The following is a 14,980-nucleotide window of genomic DNA, read 5'->3' as shown; positions in this document are numbered from 1 at the left end:
AAGGCCTGCCCTTTTTTTGTTCACTGATATTTAAAATAGGGTTATGAATGGCAATCCAGCTTCTTGAAAGGAAGATTATCCTGTTTTACCTGCCCAAAATCCTTATTTAAGCCTGTTTGTATTGAGAAAAATCAATTTTGCACTTTTGAAGATATCTATTCGTTTACATACAATTCAATGTGAAAGGAGGGAAATTTCATTGGATCCGATAGAAAAAACTAGCAGGACATTAATTGAAGAGGCATATTCCGTGAAGGCCTCGGATATTCACATTGTACCAAGGGAGCAAGATGCTTTGATCCATTTTCGGATTGACCATGCGTTGCTGAAGAAGCGGACAATGAAAAAGGAAGAGTGCGTTCGGCTCATTTCCCATTTTAAATTTCTGTCAGCCATGGATATAGGAGAAAGGCGGAAGCCGCAAAGTGGTTCACTTTCTTTAAAGCTTAAAAAAGGGACAGTTTATCTCAGAATGTCGACACTTCCTACGATTAATGATGAAAGCCTCGTGATCAGAGTTTTGCCTCAGCATAATATTCCTGCGATCGAAAGACTGTCCCTGTTCCCAAAGACAGGCGCCACGCTGCTATCCTTTTTAAAGCACTCCCATGGCCTCATTATTTTTACCGGTCCGACTGGCTCAGGGAAATCTACCACCCTATATTCACTGGTTCAATATGCAAAAAAGCATTTCAACCGAAATATTATCACTCTCGAAGATCCTGTGGAAACTAGAGATCAGGATGTCTTGCAGGTACAGGTGAATGAAAAAGCCGGCATTACGTACTCAGCGGGCCTGAAGGCGATTTTGCGCCATGATCCAGACATGATTGTTCTGGGGGAAATCAGGGATGCTGAAACAGCAAAAATCGCCGTGCGGGCTGCTATGACAGGCCATTTGGTATTAACAAGCCTGCACACAAGAGATGCCAAGGGCGCCATTTACAGACTGCTTGAATTCGGAGTAAATATGAATGAAATAGAGCAAACAGCGATTGCGATAGCAGCCCAGCGATTAGTCGACTTAACCTGTCCATTTTGTGAAAACGGCTGTTCCTCTGTTTATTGCCGGATTACACGTGATGTAAGGCGAGCGACCATTTATGAGCTTCTTTACGGGAAAAATCTTCAGCAATGTATACAAGAAGCTAGAGGAGAACGGGCCAATTATCAGTACCGAACCTTACGGCAGATTATCAGAAAAGGAATCGCGCTTGGTTATCTAACGACGAATAATTACGACCGGTGGGTTTATCATGAAGAGGATTAAAAAAAGCTGGCCGATAAACGATCAAGCTAATTTGCTAAACAGACTCGGTGACATGACAGAAAACGGATACAATCTTCTGGATGGATTGCGGTTAATGGAACTGCAAATGAATAAGCGTCAGCGTACGGAAATGTCTGCTGCTGTAAATCGTTTACGAGAGGGGGAACCATTCTATCAGGTTTTGCAGGCTTTGGCTTTCCACAAGGAAGCCGTCAGCATTTGTTATTTAGCAGAAATGCATGGAGAATTGTCCGTTGCTATGAGGCAAAGCGGTGGGCTGTTGGAAAGGAAATTAACACAGGCCAATCAGCTGAAAAAAGTCATCCGTTATCCGATTTTCCTGATCTTCACTGTCTTTGTGATGTTTTATATCCTGCAAGCTGTCATCATCCCGCAATTTTCAGGAGTTTATCAGTCCATGAATATGGAAACCTCACGCACAACCGCTGTTATATTCGCTTTTTTTCAGCACGTTCATTATGCAGTGATTGGTTTTGTCTTGCTTGCTCTCGGAGCGGCGCTCTATTACTGGTTTGGATTTAAGAAGAAGTCCCCGGCAGACAAAATGCTCTTTTTTGTACGGATACCCATACTCGGAAGACTTGTCATTTTATTTAACAGCTACTTTTTTTCTTTGCAGCTCAGCAGCCTATTAAAGTCTGGACTGTCTATTTACGACAGCCTTAAGGCCTTTAAAGAGCAATCGTTCCTCCCTTTTTACCGTCAGGAGGCAGAACAAATCATTAACCAATTAAGGGCTGGAGAGTCCATAGATAGAGCTCTGTATAAACACCCATGCTATGAAAATGACTTTTGTGAAGTGGTGCTGCACGGCCAATTAAGCGGGCAGCTGCATCGTGAACTATTCACCTACAGCCAGTTTTTAATGGAGCGGCTGGAGCGAAAGGTTGAAAAATGGACGGGAATCCTTCAGCCCGTCATCTACGGTATTGTTGCCGGAATGATTTTAATTGTGTATTTGTCGATGCTTATGCCTATGTATCAGATGATGAATCAATTGTAGAAGGGGTGTTTTGTTTGAATAATGAAAAGGGGTTTACGCTGATCGAGATGCTGATTGTCCTATTCATCATTTCCATTTTGCTCTTGATTACCATTCCGAACGTAACAAAGCACAATCAAAGCATTCAGAAAAAGGGCTGTGAAGGTCTGCAAAATATGGTGAAGGCACAGATAACAGCATTCGAACTCGATCATGACGGGAAAACGCCGAGTCTTGGTGATCTTCAGTCTGAGGGGTATGTGAAAAAGAATGTAACATGCCCGAACGGCAAACAAATTATTGTCACTGGCGGAGAAGTGAAGGTTGAAAATTAATATAGGCGATGAGAAAGGGTTTACTCTTTTAGAAAGCTTGCTCGTTTTATGTCTGGCATCCGTTATGCTGATTTGTGTTTTTACAGTCATACCTCCCGTATATAAAAATACATCTGCCCGCCAAACTGTTGCCAGGCTTGAAAGTGACATTCTCCTCGCTCAGCAGACTGCAATTTCTAAGCATGAGCGGGTGCGTATCGTGTTTTTGTCCAAGGAACATAAGTACCAGATCATTATGGGGGCTAGTATCGTTGAACGAACCTATGAGGATTGGATTTTCATTGAATGTGCAACATTGGCCGACCGTCTTGATTTTAATGAAAAAGGAAATCCGAATTTGGGCGGGAAAATCAGGCTGAAAACAGATCGCCTCACATATGAAATGACTGTCTACTTAGGGAGCGGAAAAGTCAATGTGGAAAGAAAATAAAGGCTTCTCAACAATTGAAACAGTCTCGGCTTTAAGCACTTGGGTATTGATTACAGTGATGATTCTTCCTATGTGGGCCAGACTGATATCAGATGAAAAAGAGACAGCCATTCAGGAAACCGGTTATCAGCTTCTTCACGAAAGCATCAGTACATACATGCTTTCTGGAGAGTACGGAAAATCAGAGACAATAAAAAGGCTGAACCAAACCTATAAGGTCAGGTGGGAGGAGGATGGCGACAATCAAAAAGTATGTATGGAAGCGGTCAGCCCGAAGGACGAGCCCTTTTGTCTCAGCATTCTTCGGACAGACTGGTTATACCCTTCTTAACGTTTTATTTTCACTGTCAGTTTATCTGCTCATATCAGGCTCTTTAGCCATGATCTTTTATCAGTTTTTATCCCGTCAACTGGAGGGGGAGGGAGTCAAGCAGGAGGAATGGATCATTTCCGTTGAGCAAATGATGAATGAATGTAAGCAGGCTGAGAGTGTGCAGCTGACTGATAAGGGCGGCGGTGTGCTGTGCAGGAATGGTTCAGGCCGAGAGATTCTTTTTGAAAAATATCATAAAATGATCAGGAAAAGAGTGGACGGTAAAGGGCATGTCCCGATTCTTCAGCATATTAACACATTGAAAGCTGATATAAAAAACGGCATGCTGATCTTGAGCGTAACAAGCGAAGACCATAAAGAGTACAAAACCTCTTTTCCTATTTATACATCATTGAAAGGAGGATAAATGTCACGGTCGAAAGGCTTTATTTATCCTGCTGTGCTTTTTGCAGCAGCTGTTATTTTGCTCGTTGTCGGTTATACATCGTCGGAATATATCACCCGTAAAACATTTGAAAAGGAGACCAAAGAATTTTACATCAGGGAAAATTTACTGCAAAATGGCGCACTTCTATCCATTCGTCATATACTTGAGGGCCGTCAAGGACTAAAAGGCTCACGGCAATTTGAATATGGGCTGGTGTCTTATCAAATTCAAAGCACATCAAAAAAAGAGCAAAAAGAGATCAATGTAAAATCTGTCACGAATTCAGGCTCGGAAATGACCGCCCGGTTCATATTTGATTTGAAACAAAAAAAAGTTATTCATTGGGAAGAATAAATGGGAAGAAACGTATAAAAAGCAGCAGCTGAGACAACACTTCATAATAAAGGCGTATGAGGTGGTCACTTGAAAACAAATGATTATGTGAAATACATGACCGAACAATTCGTAAAATATATGGATACACCAAAGGTTGAACGAAAAGAATTAAAAGAGGTTCGAAAAGAAAGAAAAGTACCGGCAACCCAGCATTGGTTTGGAATAGTGCCTTATGGCGTAAAACTTTGGCTGAAACGCAAAAAATAATTGAGCATTTTCAACGAAAAAAGGTCCTGCCGTATAACGGAGGGCCTTATTGATATTCTTCGACTATTACAATTTTATTGACCTTTTTGCTCTGCGGTTCGAATGAAATAGTAACAAATACTCCGAATTCTTTCGCCCCTTCTCTCAGTGTCAGATGGTATTGTTTGACGGCTTCATCTTTTCTTTTTCGGTCCCATACCTTTTGTTTAAACAACACTTGTGCGAGAGGATATCTTTTTTTTGCTTCCTTCACAGCAAACTCCTCCCACTTCGGTGTTTGATGGGCAGAAGAAAATGCGGTCTCTTCCGCTTGAGCTGCAACGGTTGTAAAACTAAAAAAAGAAAGACATATTAGGCATTGCTTTATCATGGAAATCCACCCCTTTAATTCTTATTATTCCCAATTGATTTTCAGTTATGCTCCTCATTTTCTCATGTGTTATTTAGAAAAAATTTCAAAAAGGTGAGTAATTTGAAGGAAAACACTGTAATTGAAGGAAAACATTCTTTTAAACGAACGAAATGACCAATTTTGGCATTTTTAATTATTATAATCCTTGATTATACTCTATTTGTGCGGTTCTTTAAAGAGAACGATCATCAAGTTACAGTGTTTCACAGGAGGTTATCTATGCTTCGATTGTCTCGAACTCAAAAATGGGCGAAACCGAGACGGAAAGTCCTGCTGCTTTTTCAGTTTTCGTTGATTTTCAGCCTGTCAGCAGCGATATGCTTACAGTTTACCGGTGATACCAGCTCCGCTTTTCATGATGTGAAAAATGTCAGTTTTTCTGTTCAAACGTGTGAGGATTTTCAATATACAGATGAAAACTGCAACTATGATGAACGTTGGGATAAGAGTGATTTGCATTTGAAAAACCAAACCGAGACAAAAGGGAGCGTTTGTTCACCGCTTATTCTTTTCGCAGAATTTGAAAACAGAGGAAATGAACTTACGACATCCCGATGGAAATGGGAGCTTCATAAAATAGCAGATGCAAATAAGCCTTTGCGAGACGGCAACATCATTGAAAGAGGCAGTATCACAGATAAGGCAAGTGATTCTCTTTATAAGATTGAATCCAAACGTGCGATGAAACCTGGTGTTTATGCGTTTAAGGTATACAAACCCGATGGTTATCCCGCGCAGGATGAAAAGTTCGAGTGGTCGGAGCCTATGACCGTAGCCAAATGCACAGAAAAACCGACTGCAGCACCGGCGAAAACAGAGATTCAGAAGTCCGATGAAAAACAAAACGAAAGCAAAACGGGTGAACCAGTTGAGAAAGAAAGCGGGGAAGATGATGAAAAAGCCGATGAAACTGATCAGTAATATTCTTTACGTCATAATTTTCACGTTAATTATTGTGTTAACACTGATTGTGATTTCAACACGATCATCGGGCGGAGAGCCGGCGGTGTTTGGCTACACGTTGAAATCAGTGCTCTCGGGTTCAATGGAACCGGAATTTAAGACGGGATCTTTAATTTTGGTAAAAGAAATGACAGATGTGAAAGCTCTCCAAAAAAATGATGTCATTACTTTTATGCAGGATGAAGAGACAGCTGTCACTCACAGAATCGTCAACATTACAAAACAAGGCGGGCACTTATTATTTGAAACAAAAGGTGACAATAACGCGGCTTCTGATTCATCGCTTGTATCGGAACAAAATGTATTGGCGAAGTATACCGGCTTTAACCTGCCTTATGCGGGGTATGTCATTCATTTTGCCAGCCAGCCGATTGGCACGGCGGTCTTGTTAATCGTTCCCGGGATTATGCTATTAATTTACTCATTTATGACGATCAGCAGCGCGATCCGCGACATTGAGAGAAAGACAAAAGCTTTGGAGACAGATGCGAAGGACCGCACAATGTCTACTTAATATCAGTTGCAACCTGGCGACAGGTTTCGATAAACAAAATTAATTGATAAGGGGAGTTTACACATGGGTATGAAAAAGAAATTGAGTTTAGGAGTTGCCTCAGCTGCGCTTGGGCTTGCATTAGTCGGAGGCGGAACATGGGCGGCGTTCAACGATATTAAAACAACGGAAGCCACTTTTGCGTCTGGAACACTTGATCTGTCAGCAAAAGAAAATTCCGCAAATGTCAGCTTGTCCAATCTAAAACCGGGTGATAAATTAACGAAAGATTTCGAATTCAGAAATAACGGCACCTTGGCGATTAAAGAAGTGCTGATGGCGCTAAATTACAGCGGTTTTAATACAGCAAAAGGAGACAATGATTCTCCGGAAGATTTTCTCAGCCAATTCCAAATCACCTTGCTGACAGTCGGGAAAGAGGGCGGCAATGGCTATCCGAAAAATATTATTCTCAAAGCAGCCAACTTAAAAGATTTATACTTAATGTCTGCTAAGCAGGACAAAACAGCTGCTGAAAAAATTGGCCAGCTGATTGACTCAAAGTTCTTAAGTGAAAGCGGTAAAATTAACGTTGCGACAATTAACGGAAAAACAGCTCCGGAATATGACGGGGTGCCAAAAACACCGGTCGACTACGACCAAGTGCAAATGGTGATTGAATTTAAAAATGACAATGCGAAAGACGCAAACGGACAAATGGTCCAAAACAAATATCAAGGCAACTCGATTCAGCTTAATTTCTCTTTTGAAGCCACTCAGTGGAACGGGCTGACGATTAAAAAAGACCACACAGATAAAGACGGATACATTAAAGAAAATGAAAAAGCACATAGTGAGGACAAATAAGAAAAATGAAGCGCGGCCTGAGCCAAGCTCAGGTGCGTTGCAGAAGTGTCGAAGCATGGGCGGTCCTAATCGTCCGGCGATGATACAGCAGTCTTAGAAGACTGCTGTATCGTTTTTTTTTTGATTGCAGATGATGCTGCCACGCACTTTTATAGTAAGGTAAAAGAGGAGTATGCGCACCCCAATGGCGGCACTACTCCTCTTTTTGCGCTTTTCTCCATTTTTGATAATCTAAAAATTCACGAAATTGTTTTTTTGAAACCCCGGATGTCATAGCATCGCGAACTAATTTCTCCCATTCACTATCTAATTGACCATCGTATTCGGTTTCATGTTTTTCATCAAGTAGTGTATGAACCGAGACGTCCAGAACAGCGGAGACTTTTTCGAGAAATTGAATGGAGGGGTTTGTTTGTAAATTTCGTTCTATTGAGCTTAAATAAGACTTCGCTACCCCAGCTTTTTCAGCTAGTTCTGATAGTGAGTAGCCTTTTTCTTTTCGGTATTGTTTAATACGCTGGCCAATCAATGTCATCACCTTCCTTGTGATATTATAGCACATTCAGAAAGGATTTATGGTATGACTTCTGGTGGCTGGGACAGGACGAGCAGACTTTTTATGCAAATTTAAATATTTGCGTATCTCCTCCGGGTTGATATTTGCTTCTCTGGCTCTTTTCATTAATTCAACCCATTCTTGATCTAATTCTAAAAACTCTTTTTTTGCATTTTTCATGCATTTTCTCCTCCTAAAATACTTGTTTATGTATTTCAGCCAGTCCGGCCATGACCATAACTGATATGCTATTACATCTCTCTGGAAGTTTTTTTTCGTCATGTGAAGCGCCAGAATTATTTTCCAGTATACTTTTATTATAATATAACTTTTCCAAAAAAAACGAGAACGATGTCGAATGTCAAAAAGTTAGCTTGGAATATTATTTTGCAGAAAAAATAATCCTCCGTTTTCGATGTGCACTAGTATTTTAGGCTTATACAAGGTTTGCAATGCCTGTTTTTCCAAATGATATTCTTCAGGCTTTTCTTCAGTATCTTCGTAAAATTGATCAAGCAATTGTAAATCATTTTTCCACCTTTTGACGGATGCTTCTGCCCAATCGGAAGGTTCTTGTAAAGCTGCTTGTGTAATATAGTGCTCCATGCGTTTAAGCCCGCTTTCCGGTTTAATCATAGGCGACATTGTAAAACAATAATCAGATATTTGTGAGGCAAGCGAATGTGTTGTAAGCTTGCGCTGAAAATCTTCAACCATTTTTCCAGAGACGAGATGAAGACCGAGTGACAATAGCTTATCCTTTTTCATGTCGGACTGGTATGAAATCATCACGTTTAAGCCAAGCCAAGGCTGGAGCGGGATTTTGGCTCCGGCTGATTCAATTTTCTCATACATCCTGATAAATCTCCCATTTTGTTTAACTGCCTTAAAGATTTCAAAGAGACGCGGTGCCCCGAAATAAATAAACTCTCCGTCAAGGTCTTCGGGAGCGGCATCCTTATCGGTTATAAAGGTGATTTTCATCGGGTTTGGTTCGCCGCCTGTTTTTTCACGCCAGTGCCAGTAAAAAGGCCTATTCATAATCTGTTTGTCCATCTCAACTGTCAGCTGCACGGTCATATGGCCCAGTCCCTGATCGATGATAGGGCAGCTGTTTGCTTGAAAGAAACGAAGTAAAAATTGGTGAACCTCTTGCTGTTTCACTTGTAAAACCTCCTTACAGGCTATGATCCTCTTTTTTCAGCCGGCTGCTGTTCGTACGAGAGGAAGGACGTCAAATTTTCCATTTTGATCTTGATTTCTTCATCTGTTGCCGAATGAAACAAAATATCATGCAGATGTTCTTCGAAATTGGCAACTTGAATTTTAGTTAAAATATCATCAAGTTCACCGACTACCTTTTCAAACAAATGAATTTTTTCATAAAGCAGCTTTAAAATATGCTCTTCAACCGTATGCTTTGTCGCCATATTGTAAATATGCACGTCACGCTCCTGCCCAAGCCGGTGTATTCTGCCGATTCTCTGCTCAAGCCGCATCGGATTCCAAGGCAGGTCATAGTTAATGATATTGTTGCAAAATTGCAGGTTGATCCCTTCACCGCCGGCTTCTGTAGCAATCAGCACTTGTACTTTGCCGCGGAAAAGATCCTTCATCCAATCTTTTTTCCCGCGTTTAAATCCGCCCCGAAACGGCACAGAACTGATTCCGTTTTGCTGGAGAAACCATTGCAGGTAAATTTGTGTCGCCCGGTATTCCGTAAAAATGATGACCTTATCATCTATTTTTTTAATGAGGTCAACAACCTGAATCGCTTTTGAGTTTTGCGTCACTTCATTAATGCGGTCCATTAAAACTGAAATTGTATCTTCACTGATGGCGGGCGCTTGTTTTTCTCTTTGATCAAGCATTTTTTTGAGCGTCATGTAGACGGCTTCCCTGCTTGAACAGCACTCCCGCTGCAGGGTCATTATAGAGAACATGCTGGCGGCCTGCTGCCTGTCTTCCTTCAGCCGTGTGATCTCATCATATAGCGCCTGCTCTGTCGGAGAGAACGTAATCGGCACCGTTTCCACATAGCGCTTTGTCCAGGTCAGTCCGGTGTCTTGCCGTCTGTTGCGGATCATGACTTTATTGACCAGGCTCTTTAAATGGTCATGAGCATCGATGCCTGAATTCTTTTTCGAAAAAACGTCATGAAAATGGTTTTCGTTACCTAAATGGCCCGGTTTTAATAAAGACACCAAATTGAAAATTTCTTCAATGCGGTTCTGGATGGGTGTCGCCGTCAAAAGCAGACAATATTTTTTAACGAGATACCGAACGAATTCATAGTTTTTCGTTTTGCTGTTTTTCAGTTTGTGTGCTTCGTCAATAATAACGAGATCATATGGAATAGAAAGCACAATTTCACGATGGGGCGAGCGCTTAGCCGTATCGATGGAGGAAACGACGATGTCGCATTGCTCCCAGACGTAGCTCTTTTTCTGTTCAACTGCAGGGATTAAAAATTTTTCTTGCAGCTCTTTCACCCACTGTGATACAAGTGAAGCCGGCACCAAAATAAGAATTTTTTTGGCCAGACCGCGAATCATATACTCTTTTAAAATCAGACCCGCTTCCACTGTTTTTCCCAAACCGACTTCATCCGCTAAAATGGCTTTGCCGTTCATTTTTTCGACGACCTTTTGCGCCACTTCCAGCTGGTGGGGAAGCGGAGTAAAGGAAGGTAGGTATAAAGGGGCCCGCAAGCCTTCGAACTCAGGAATTGCAAGTTTTTCCTGGATTTCTGCTGACAGTTTGTAAAGCTCCCAGTTTGACCAAGGCCCGTCTGCTTTGAGACGTTCTGAGAATTCTTCAGGCCATCGTGCATCATAATGTATTTCTGCATCCATCTGTATGTCAACCGCCTTTCTGCTGGCTCATGATTCTCTTTTATAAAAATACATACCATTGCTACCCATTATTTTTTATTGCCCAATATGTATGGTGAGTGTTAGGATATGGGTAAGAGTTTTACCTTAAGATATTGTTTTAGTATGTCCATAAAAATTGGTAAATATGAGCGAATGACAGCAAGGGGAGAGACCTGACCGTAAACTTGGGATTCAGGCGCCGAAGGAGCAAACTGCGGAGTGAATCTCTCAGGCAAAAGAACTCTTGCTCGACGCAACTCTGGAGAGTGTTTGTGTACACATGCAAACCACCAAAGGGGACGTCTTTGCCTAAATCGCAAAGTAAACTTTCAGGTGCCAGGACAGAGAACCTTCATTTTCGAATGAGGTGTTTCTCTGTCCTTTTTTATATGGTTTTTAGCCGCACCCATTTTGGTCAAATGAGAAGAGGGGGAAGTGTATGTTGAAAAGAACACCTTTATATGATGTGTATAAAGAATACGGCGGGAAGACGATTGATTTCGGGGGATGGGAGCTGCCTGTTCAATTTTCTTCTATCAAAAAAGAGCATGAGGCTGTCCGGACAAAAGCGGGACTGTTTGATGTATCCCATATGGGAGAAGTGAAATTGACCGGAAAAGACAGTCTGTCCTTTTTGCAAAAGCTGATGACAAATGACGTGTCAAAGCTTGAGCCGGGCTGCGCGCAATATACGGCAATGTGCTATCCCGATGGCGGGACGGTTGATGATCTGCTCATCTATCAAAAAGCAGACAGCCATTACCTCCTTGTCATCAATGCTTCTAATATAGAAAAAGATATCAATTGGCTGAAGGAACACGCAGAAGGTGATGTACATATCGAAAACCTTTCAGATCAGCTGTCTCTTTTGGCTGTGCAAGGGCCTGAAGCAGAAACTGTTATGAAAAAGCTGACTGCATGTGATGTATCAGCTCTTAAGCCTTTTACATTTCTAAACGACGCTGAAATCGGCGGGTGCAAAGCGCTTATTTCGAGAACCGGATATACCGGAGAAGACGGCTTTGAGCTGTATTGCCGGAATGAAGATGCGGTGAGCTTGTGGAAACAAATCATAGAGGCGGGAGAGGGTCAGGGACTGATTCCGTGCGGACTTGGGGCGCGAGATACACTCAGGTTTGAGGCGAAGCTGCCATTGTACGGGCAGGAGCTTACTAAGGATATTACACCGATCGAAGCGGGAATCGGTTTTGCTGTAAAACATACAAAGGATTCTGATTTTTACGGGAAATCAGTATTGAGCGAACAAAAAGAAAATGGCGCGGATCGAAAGCTCGTCGGTTTGGAGATGATCGAAAAGGGCATCCCGAGACACGGTTACGCTGTCATGCAAAACGGAACACCAGTCGGAACAGTTACAACCGGCACACAGTCGCCGACACTGAAAAAAAATATCGGCCTTGCGCTGATGAAACGGGAAGCCAGTGAGATTGGGAGTATTGTGGAAGTGGAGATTCGGAATAAACTCGTAAAAGCACAAGTGGTCAAAACCCCATTTTATAAACGAAAAAAATAAGCACTCGGAAAGGAGCAATGATATGAAGCATCGTTATTTGCCCGCGACAGAACAGGATAAAAAAGAAATGCTGGCCGCCATTGGCGTGAGCAGTACAGATGAGCTGTTTGCTGACATTCCGGACAGCGTGAGATATAAACAGGACTATCAGATTAAACAATCTAAATCGGAAACAGAGCTAACGAAAGAGCTCACGAAGCTCGCCGCTAAAAACCGTGATGCCGGAACCTATGCATCTTTTTTGGGAGCAGGCGTTTATGATCATTATCAGCCTGTGATTGTGGATCATGTTATTTCAAGATCTGAATTCTATACGGCATATACCCCTTATCAGCCGGAGATTTCTCAAGGGGAGCTTCAAGCGATCTTTGAATTCCAGACGATGATTTGCGAATTGACTGGCATGGATATCAGCAATTCCTCCATGTATGACGGCGGGACCGCTTTAGCTGAAGCAGCCATGCTCGCTTCCGGGCATACGAAAAAGAAAAAAATCGTCGTTTCCGCCTCGGTTCATCCGGAGTCGAGGGAAGTGCTGAAAACATACGCGAAAGGCCAGTATATTGAAGTGGTGGAAGTCCCTGCGGTAAATGGCGTGACAGATCTTGACGCCTTAAATGAAGCCGTTTGTGATGAAACGGCTGCCGTTATCGTCCAGTATCCGAATTTTTTCGGAAGAATAGAGCCTTTAAAAGAGATAGAACCGATTGCCCATAAAGGCAACAGCATGTTTATTGTGTCATCCAATCCGCTTGCTCTCGGACTTCTGACTCCTCCAGGCGCGTTTTTTGCTGATATTGTGGTCGGGGATGCGCAGCCGTTTGGCATACCGGCGGCTTATGGAGGACCGCACTGCGGTTTCTTTGCGGTCACTAAAAAATTAATGAGAAAGATGCCGGGCCGTCTTGTCGGCCAAACGGAGGATGAAAACGGAAAAAGAGGATTCGTCCTCACCCTTCAAGCGAGGGAACAGCACATCCGCCGCGATAAAGCGACATCAAATATTTGTTCGAATCAAGCATTAAACGCGCTTGCAGCTTCTGTGGCGATGACCGCATTGGGAAAAGCCGGCGTAAAAGAAATCGCCCGGCAGAACATCCAAAAAGCGAATTATGCAAAGCAGCAGGCCAAACGAGCCGGCCTTTCCGTCGTGTTTGACGGGCCGATATTCAACGAATTTGTCGTCAAGCTTGAAGACTCCGTTAAAGCTGTGAATAAACGCTTGCTTGATAAGGGGATCATTGGCGGCTATGATTTAGGCCTTTCATATCCGGAGCTTACACATCATATGCTGATCGCCGTGACTGAGCTGAGAACGAAAGAAGAAATTGATGCACTTATTGCGGAATTGGGGGATCGCCATGAATAACAAAGACCAGGCGCTTATTTTTGAGCTTTCAAGAGATGGCCGGATCGGCTACAGTCTTGCGGAACTCGATGTGCCGGAAGCAGATATGGATACTCTGCTGTCAGACGGCTATATCAGGAAAGAGGAACCCAACCTTCCCGAGGTTTCCGAGCTCGATATCATGCGCCATTATACAGCGCTTTCCAGACGTAATCACGGAGTGGACTCCGGTTTTTATCCGCTCGGTTCCTGTACGATGAAGTACAATCCGAAAATAAATGAAAAAATCGCCCGCATTCCCGGTTTCGCTGCCATTCATCCTCTTCAGGATGAAGACACCGTGCAGGGTGCACTTGAGCTTTTATATGATTTAAGTGAGCATCTGGAAGAAATTACCGGAATGGATGCCGTCACTCTTCAGCCTGCTGCAGGGGCTCACGGAGAATGGACCGGATTGATGATGATCCGCGCGTATCATGAAGCGCGCGGTGATAAGCAGCGGACAAAGGTTATCATTCCTGATTCCGCCCACGGAACAAATCCTGCTTCCGCGACAGTGGCTGGGTTTGAAACCATAACTGTAAAATCTAATGAAAACGGGCTGGTAGACTTAGAAGATCTGAAAAGAGCGGTGAATGAAGAAACGGCTGCACTGATGCTGACCAATCCCAACACTCTCGGGTTGTTTGAGGAGCAAATCGTGGAAATGGCGGAAATTGTCCATCAAGCCGGAGGAAAGCTTTATTATGACGGTGCGAATTTAAATGCCGTTTTGAGCAAGGCCAGACCTGGAGACATGGGATTTGATGTTGTCCATCTCAATTTGCACAAAACCTTTACAGGCCCGCATGGCGGAGGAGGTCCCGGATCAGGGCCGGTCGGTGTCAAAAAAGAGCTGATTCCTTATTTGCCAAAGCCGGTTTTGATTAAAAAAGACGGGCGCTTCACCTTTGATGCTGACCGTCCGTTTAGCATCGGAAGGGTTAAGCCTTACTATGGAAATTTCGGCATCAATGTCAGAGCGTATACATATATCCGCTCCATGGGTCCTGACGGTTTAGAGGCCGTGACGGAGAACGCTGTGCTAAATGCTAATTATATGATGAGAAAGCTCGCGCCTTATTACGACCTGCCGTTTGACCGCCATTGTAAGCATGAATTTGTGTTGTCGGGCAAACGCCAGAAAAAGCTGGGCGTCCGGACGCTTGACATTGCGAAACGTTTACTGGATTTCGGCTATCATCCGCCGACAATCTATTTTCCGCTTAATGTCGAGGAATGCATCATGATCGAACCGACCGAGACGGAGTCCAAAGAAACGCTTGACGCTTTTATCGAGGCGATGATCCAAATTGCCCAAGAAGCGGAAGAACACCCGGAAGTTGTTCAAGAGGCGCCGCACACAACGGTTGTGAAAAGAATGGACGAAACGAAGGCTGCCAGAAAGCCGGTTCTTCGGTACGAACATAAAACGGGTATAGGCGTTTAAAAACTTGCTGCCCAACAAAAAAAGCTGTCCGTTTAGCGGA

The 14,980-nt window shown here is 43.1% G+C and carries 19 protein-coding genes and 1 riboswitch; of the genes, 14 read left to right on the top strand and 5 right to left on the bottom strand.

Annotated features, from left to right (window positions below; all coding sequences use genetic code 11):
- Nucleotides 1–199: 199 nt before the first annotated feature.
- The 8 genes from comGA to AAHT65_RS19740 all read left to right on the top strand — a co-directional run bounded on the left by comGA (nt 200) and on the right by AAHT65_RS19740 (nt 4,402).
- The gene (comGA, locus tag AAHT65_RS19775) at nt 200–1,270 is read left to right on the top strand and encodes a competence type IV pilus ATPase ComGA (protein WP_088117573.1); all 1,071 of its coding nucleotides are present in this window, start codon (nt 200–202) and stop codon (nt 1,268–1,270) included.
- Entirely contained in the window at nt 1,257–2,294 is a 1,038-nt protein-coding gene (gene comGB / locus AAHT65_RS19770; protein WP_106270998.1) for a competence type IV pilus assembly protein ComGB, read from the top strand. Before comGA ends, comGB begins: the two co-directional genes overlap by 14 nt.
- Nucleotides 2,295–2,308: 14 nt before the next feature.
- The gene (gene comGC, locus AAHT65_RS19765; RefSeq protein ID WP_003325429.1) at nt 2,309–2,608 is read left to right on the top strand and encodes a competence type IV pilus major pilin ComGC; all 300 of its coding nucleotides are present in this window, start codon (nt 2,309–2,311) and stop codon (nt 2,606–2,608) included.
- The gene (comGD, locus tag AAHT65_RS19760; protein WP_343310699.1) at nt 2,598–3,038 is read left to right on the top strand and encodes a competence type IV pilus minor pilin ComGD; all 441 of its coding nucleotides are present in this window, start codon (nt 2,598–2,600) and stop codon (nt 3,036–3,038) included. Before comGC ends, comGD begins: the two co-directional genes overlap by 11 nt.
- Nucleotides 3,022–3,369, top strand: a complete 348-nt coding sequence (comGE, locus tag AAHT65_RS19755; protein ID WP_003325432.1) for a competence type IV pilus minor pilin ComGE — start codon at nt 3,022–3,024, stop codon at nt 3,367–3,369. Before comGD ends, comGE begins: the two co-directional genes overlap by 17 nt.
- Nucleotides 3,272–3,778 carry a competence type IV pilus minor pilin ComGF gene (gene comGF, locus AAHT65_RS19750; RefSeq protein WP_274379311.1) on the top strand — a complete coding sequence of 169 codons (507 nt, stop codon included), beginning with the start codon at nt 3,272–3,274 and terminating at the stop codon, nt 3,776–3,778. Before comGE ends, comGF begins: the two co-directional genes overlap by 98 nt.
- Nucleotides 3,779–4,153, top strand: coding sequence for a competence type IV pilus minor pilin ComGG (gene comGG / locus AAHT65_RS19745; RefSeq protein WP_106270999.1), 375 nt, complete (start codon nt 3,779–3,781; stop codon nt 4,151–4,153). It begins immediately after the preceding gene.
- A 69-nt stretch (nt 4,154–4,222) separates the two neighbouring features.
- Complete coding sequence (locus AAHT65_RS19740; RefSeq protein ID WP_003325435.1) at nt 4,223–4,402, top strand: YqzE family protein; 180 nt, start codon at nt 4,223–4,225, stop codon at nt 4,400–4,402.
- Between the two features lie 46 nt (nt 4,403–4,448).
- Here AAHT65_RS19740 and AAHT65_RS19735 read toward each other — a convergent pair whose 3' ends face one another.
- Nucleotides 4,449–4,772: a DUF3889 domain-containing protein gene (locus tag AAHT65_RS19735; protein ID WP_106271001.1), complete on the bottom strand. Its 324-nt coding sequence runs from the start codon at nt 4,770–4,772 to the stop codon at nt 4,449–4,451.
- 261 nt (nt 4,773–5,033) lie between these two features.
- On the opposite strand from AAHT65_RS19735, the gene tapA reads away from it, so the two are divergent.
- The 3 genes from tapA (at nt 5,034) to tasA (ending at nt 7,137) form a co-directional block, all read left to right on the top strand.
- Nucleotides 5,034–5,735, top strand: a complete 702-nt coding sequence (gene tapA, locus AAHT65_RS19730; RefSeq protein WP_343310698.1) for an amyloid fiber anchoring/assembly protein TapA — start codon at nt 5,034–5,036, stop codon at nt 5,733–5,735.
- Entirely contained in the window at nt 5,719–6,291 is a 573-nt protein-coding gene (gene sipW, locus AAHT65_RS19725; RefSeq protein WP_010789195.1) for a signal peptidase I SipW, read from the top strand. Before tapA ends, sipW begins: the two co-directional genes overlap by 17 nt.
- Nucleotides 6,292–6,354: 63 nt before the next feature.
- Nucleotides 6,355–7,137 (top strand): biofilm matrix protein TasA, encoded by a 783-nt coding sequence (gene tasA, locus AAHT65_RS19720; protein WP_063638541.1) that lies wholly within the window; start codon nt 6,355–6,357, stop codon nt 7,135–7,137.
- 193 nt (nt 7,138–7,330) lie between these two features.
- On the opposite strand, the gene sinR is transcribed toward tasA, so the two are convergent.
- The 4 genes from sinR to AAHT65_RS19700 all read right to left on the bottom strand — a co-directional run bounded on the left by sinR (nt 7,331) and on the right by AAHT65_RS19700 (nt 10,548).
- Complete coding sequence (gene sinR, locus AAHT65_RS19715; protein WP_003153104.1) at nt 7,331–7,666, bottom strand: transcriptional regulator SinR; 336 nt, start codon at nt 7,664–7,666, stop codon at nt 7,331–7,333.
- Nucleotides 7,667–7,699: 33 nt separating this feature from the next.
- A complete protein-coding gene (gene sinI, locus AAHT65_RS19710; protein WP_094232412.1) occupies nt 7,700–7,873 on the bottom strand; it encodes an anti-repressor SinI in 174 nt (57 codons plus the stop codon).
- A 189-nt stretch (nt 7,874–8,062) separates the two neighbouring features.
- Nucleotides 8,063–8,857 (bottom strand): YqhG family protein, encoded by a 795-nt coding sequence (locus tag AAHT65_RS19705; protein WP_094232411.1) that lies wholly within the window; start codon nt 8,855–8,857, stop codon nt 8,063–8,065.
- A 20-nt stretch (nt 8,858–8,877) separates the two neighbouring features.
- Nucleotides 8,878–10,548 carry a DEAD/DEAH box helicase gene (locus AAHT65_RS19700; RefSeq protein ID WP_343310697.1) on the bottom strand — a complete coding sequence of 557 codons (1,671 nt, stop codon included), beginning with the start codon at nt 10,546–10,548 and terminating at the stop codon, nt 8,878–8,880.
- 174 nt (nt 10,549–10,722) lie between these two features.
- A riboswitch (glycine riboswitch) is annotated at nt 10,723–10,823 on the top strand.
- A 185-nt stretch (nt 10,824–11,008) separates the two neighbouring features.
- On the opposite strand from AAHT65_RS19700, the gene gcvT reads away from it, so the two are divergent.
- Genes gcvT through gcvPB form a run of 3 tightly spaced genes read left to right on the top strand, consistent with a single transcriptional unit; the run spans nt 11,009 to nt 14,940 of the window.
- Nucleotides 11,009–12,103 (top strand): glycine cleavage system aminomethyltransferase GcvT, encoded by a 1,095-nt coding sequence (gcvT, locus tag AAHT65_RS19695; RefSeq protein WP_343310696.1) that lies wholly within the window; start codon nt 11,009–11,011, stop codon nt 12,101–12,103.
- Between the two features lie 22 nt (nt 12,104–12,125).
- Complete coding sequence (gcvPA, locus tag AAHT65_RS19690; RefSeq protein ID WP_343310695.1) at nt 12,126–13,472, top strand: aminomethyl-transferring glycine dehydrogenase subunit GcvPA; 1,347 nt, start codon at nt 12,126–12,128, stop codon at nt 13,470–13,472.
- Nucleotides 13,465–14,940 (top strand): aminomethyl-transferring glycine dehydrogenase subunit GcvPB, encoded by a 1,476-nt coding sequence (gene gcvPB, locus AAHT65_RS19685; protein WP_343310694.1) that lies wholly within the window; start codon nt 13,465–13,467, stop codon nt 14,938–14,940. The genes gcvPA and gcvPB overlap by 8 nt, the downstream gene beginning before the upstream one ends.
- Nucleotides 14,941–14,980: the final 40 nt, after the last annotated feature.

Origin of the sequence: Bacillus atrophaeus, from assembly GCF_039519175.1 — a bacterium.
Lineage (GTDB): Bacteria > Bacillota > Bacilli > Bacillales > Bacillaceae > Bacillus > Bacillus atrophaeus.
This window is presented reverse-complemented; position numbering and strand designations above follow the sequence as displayed.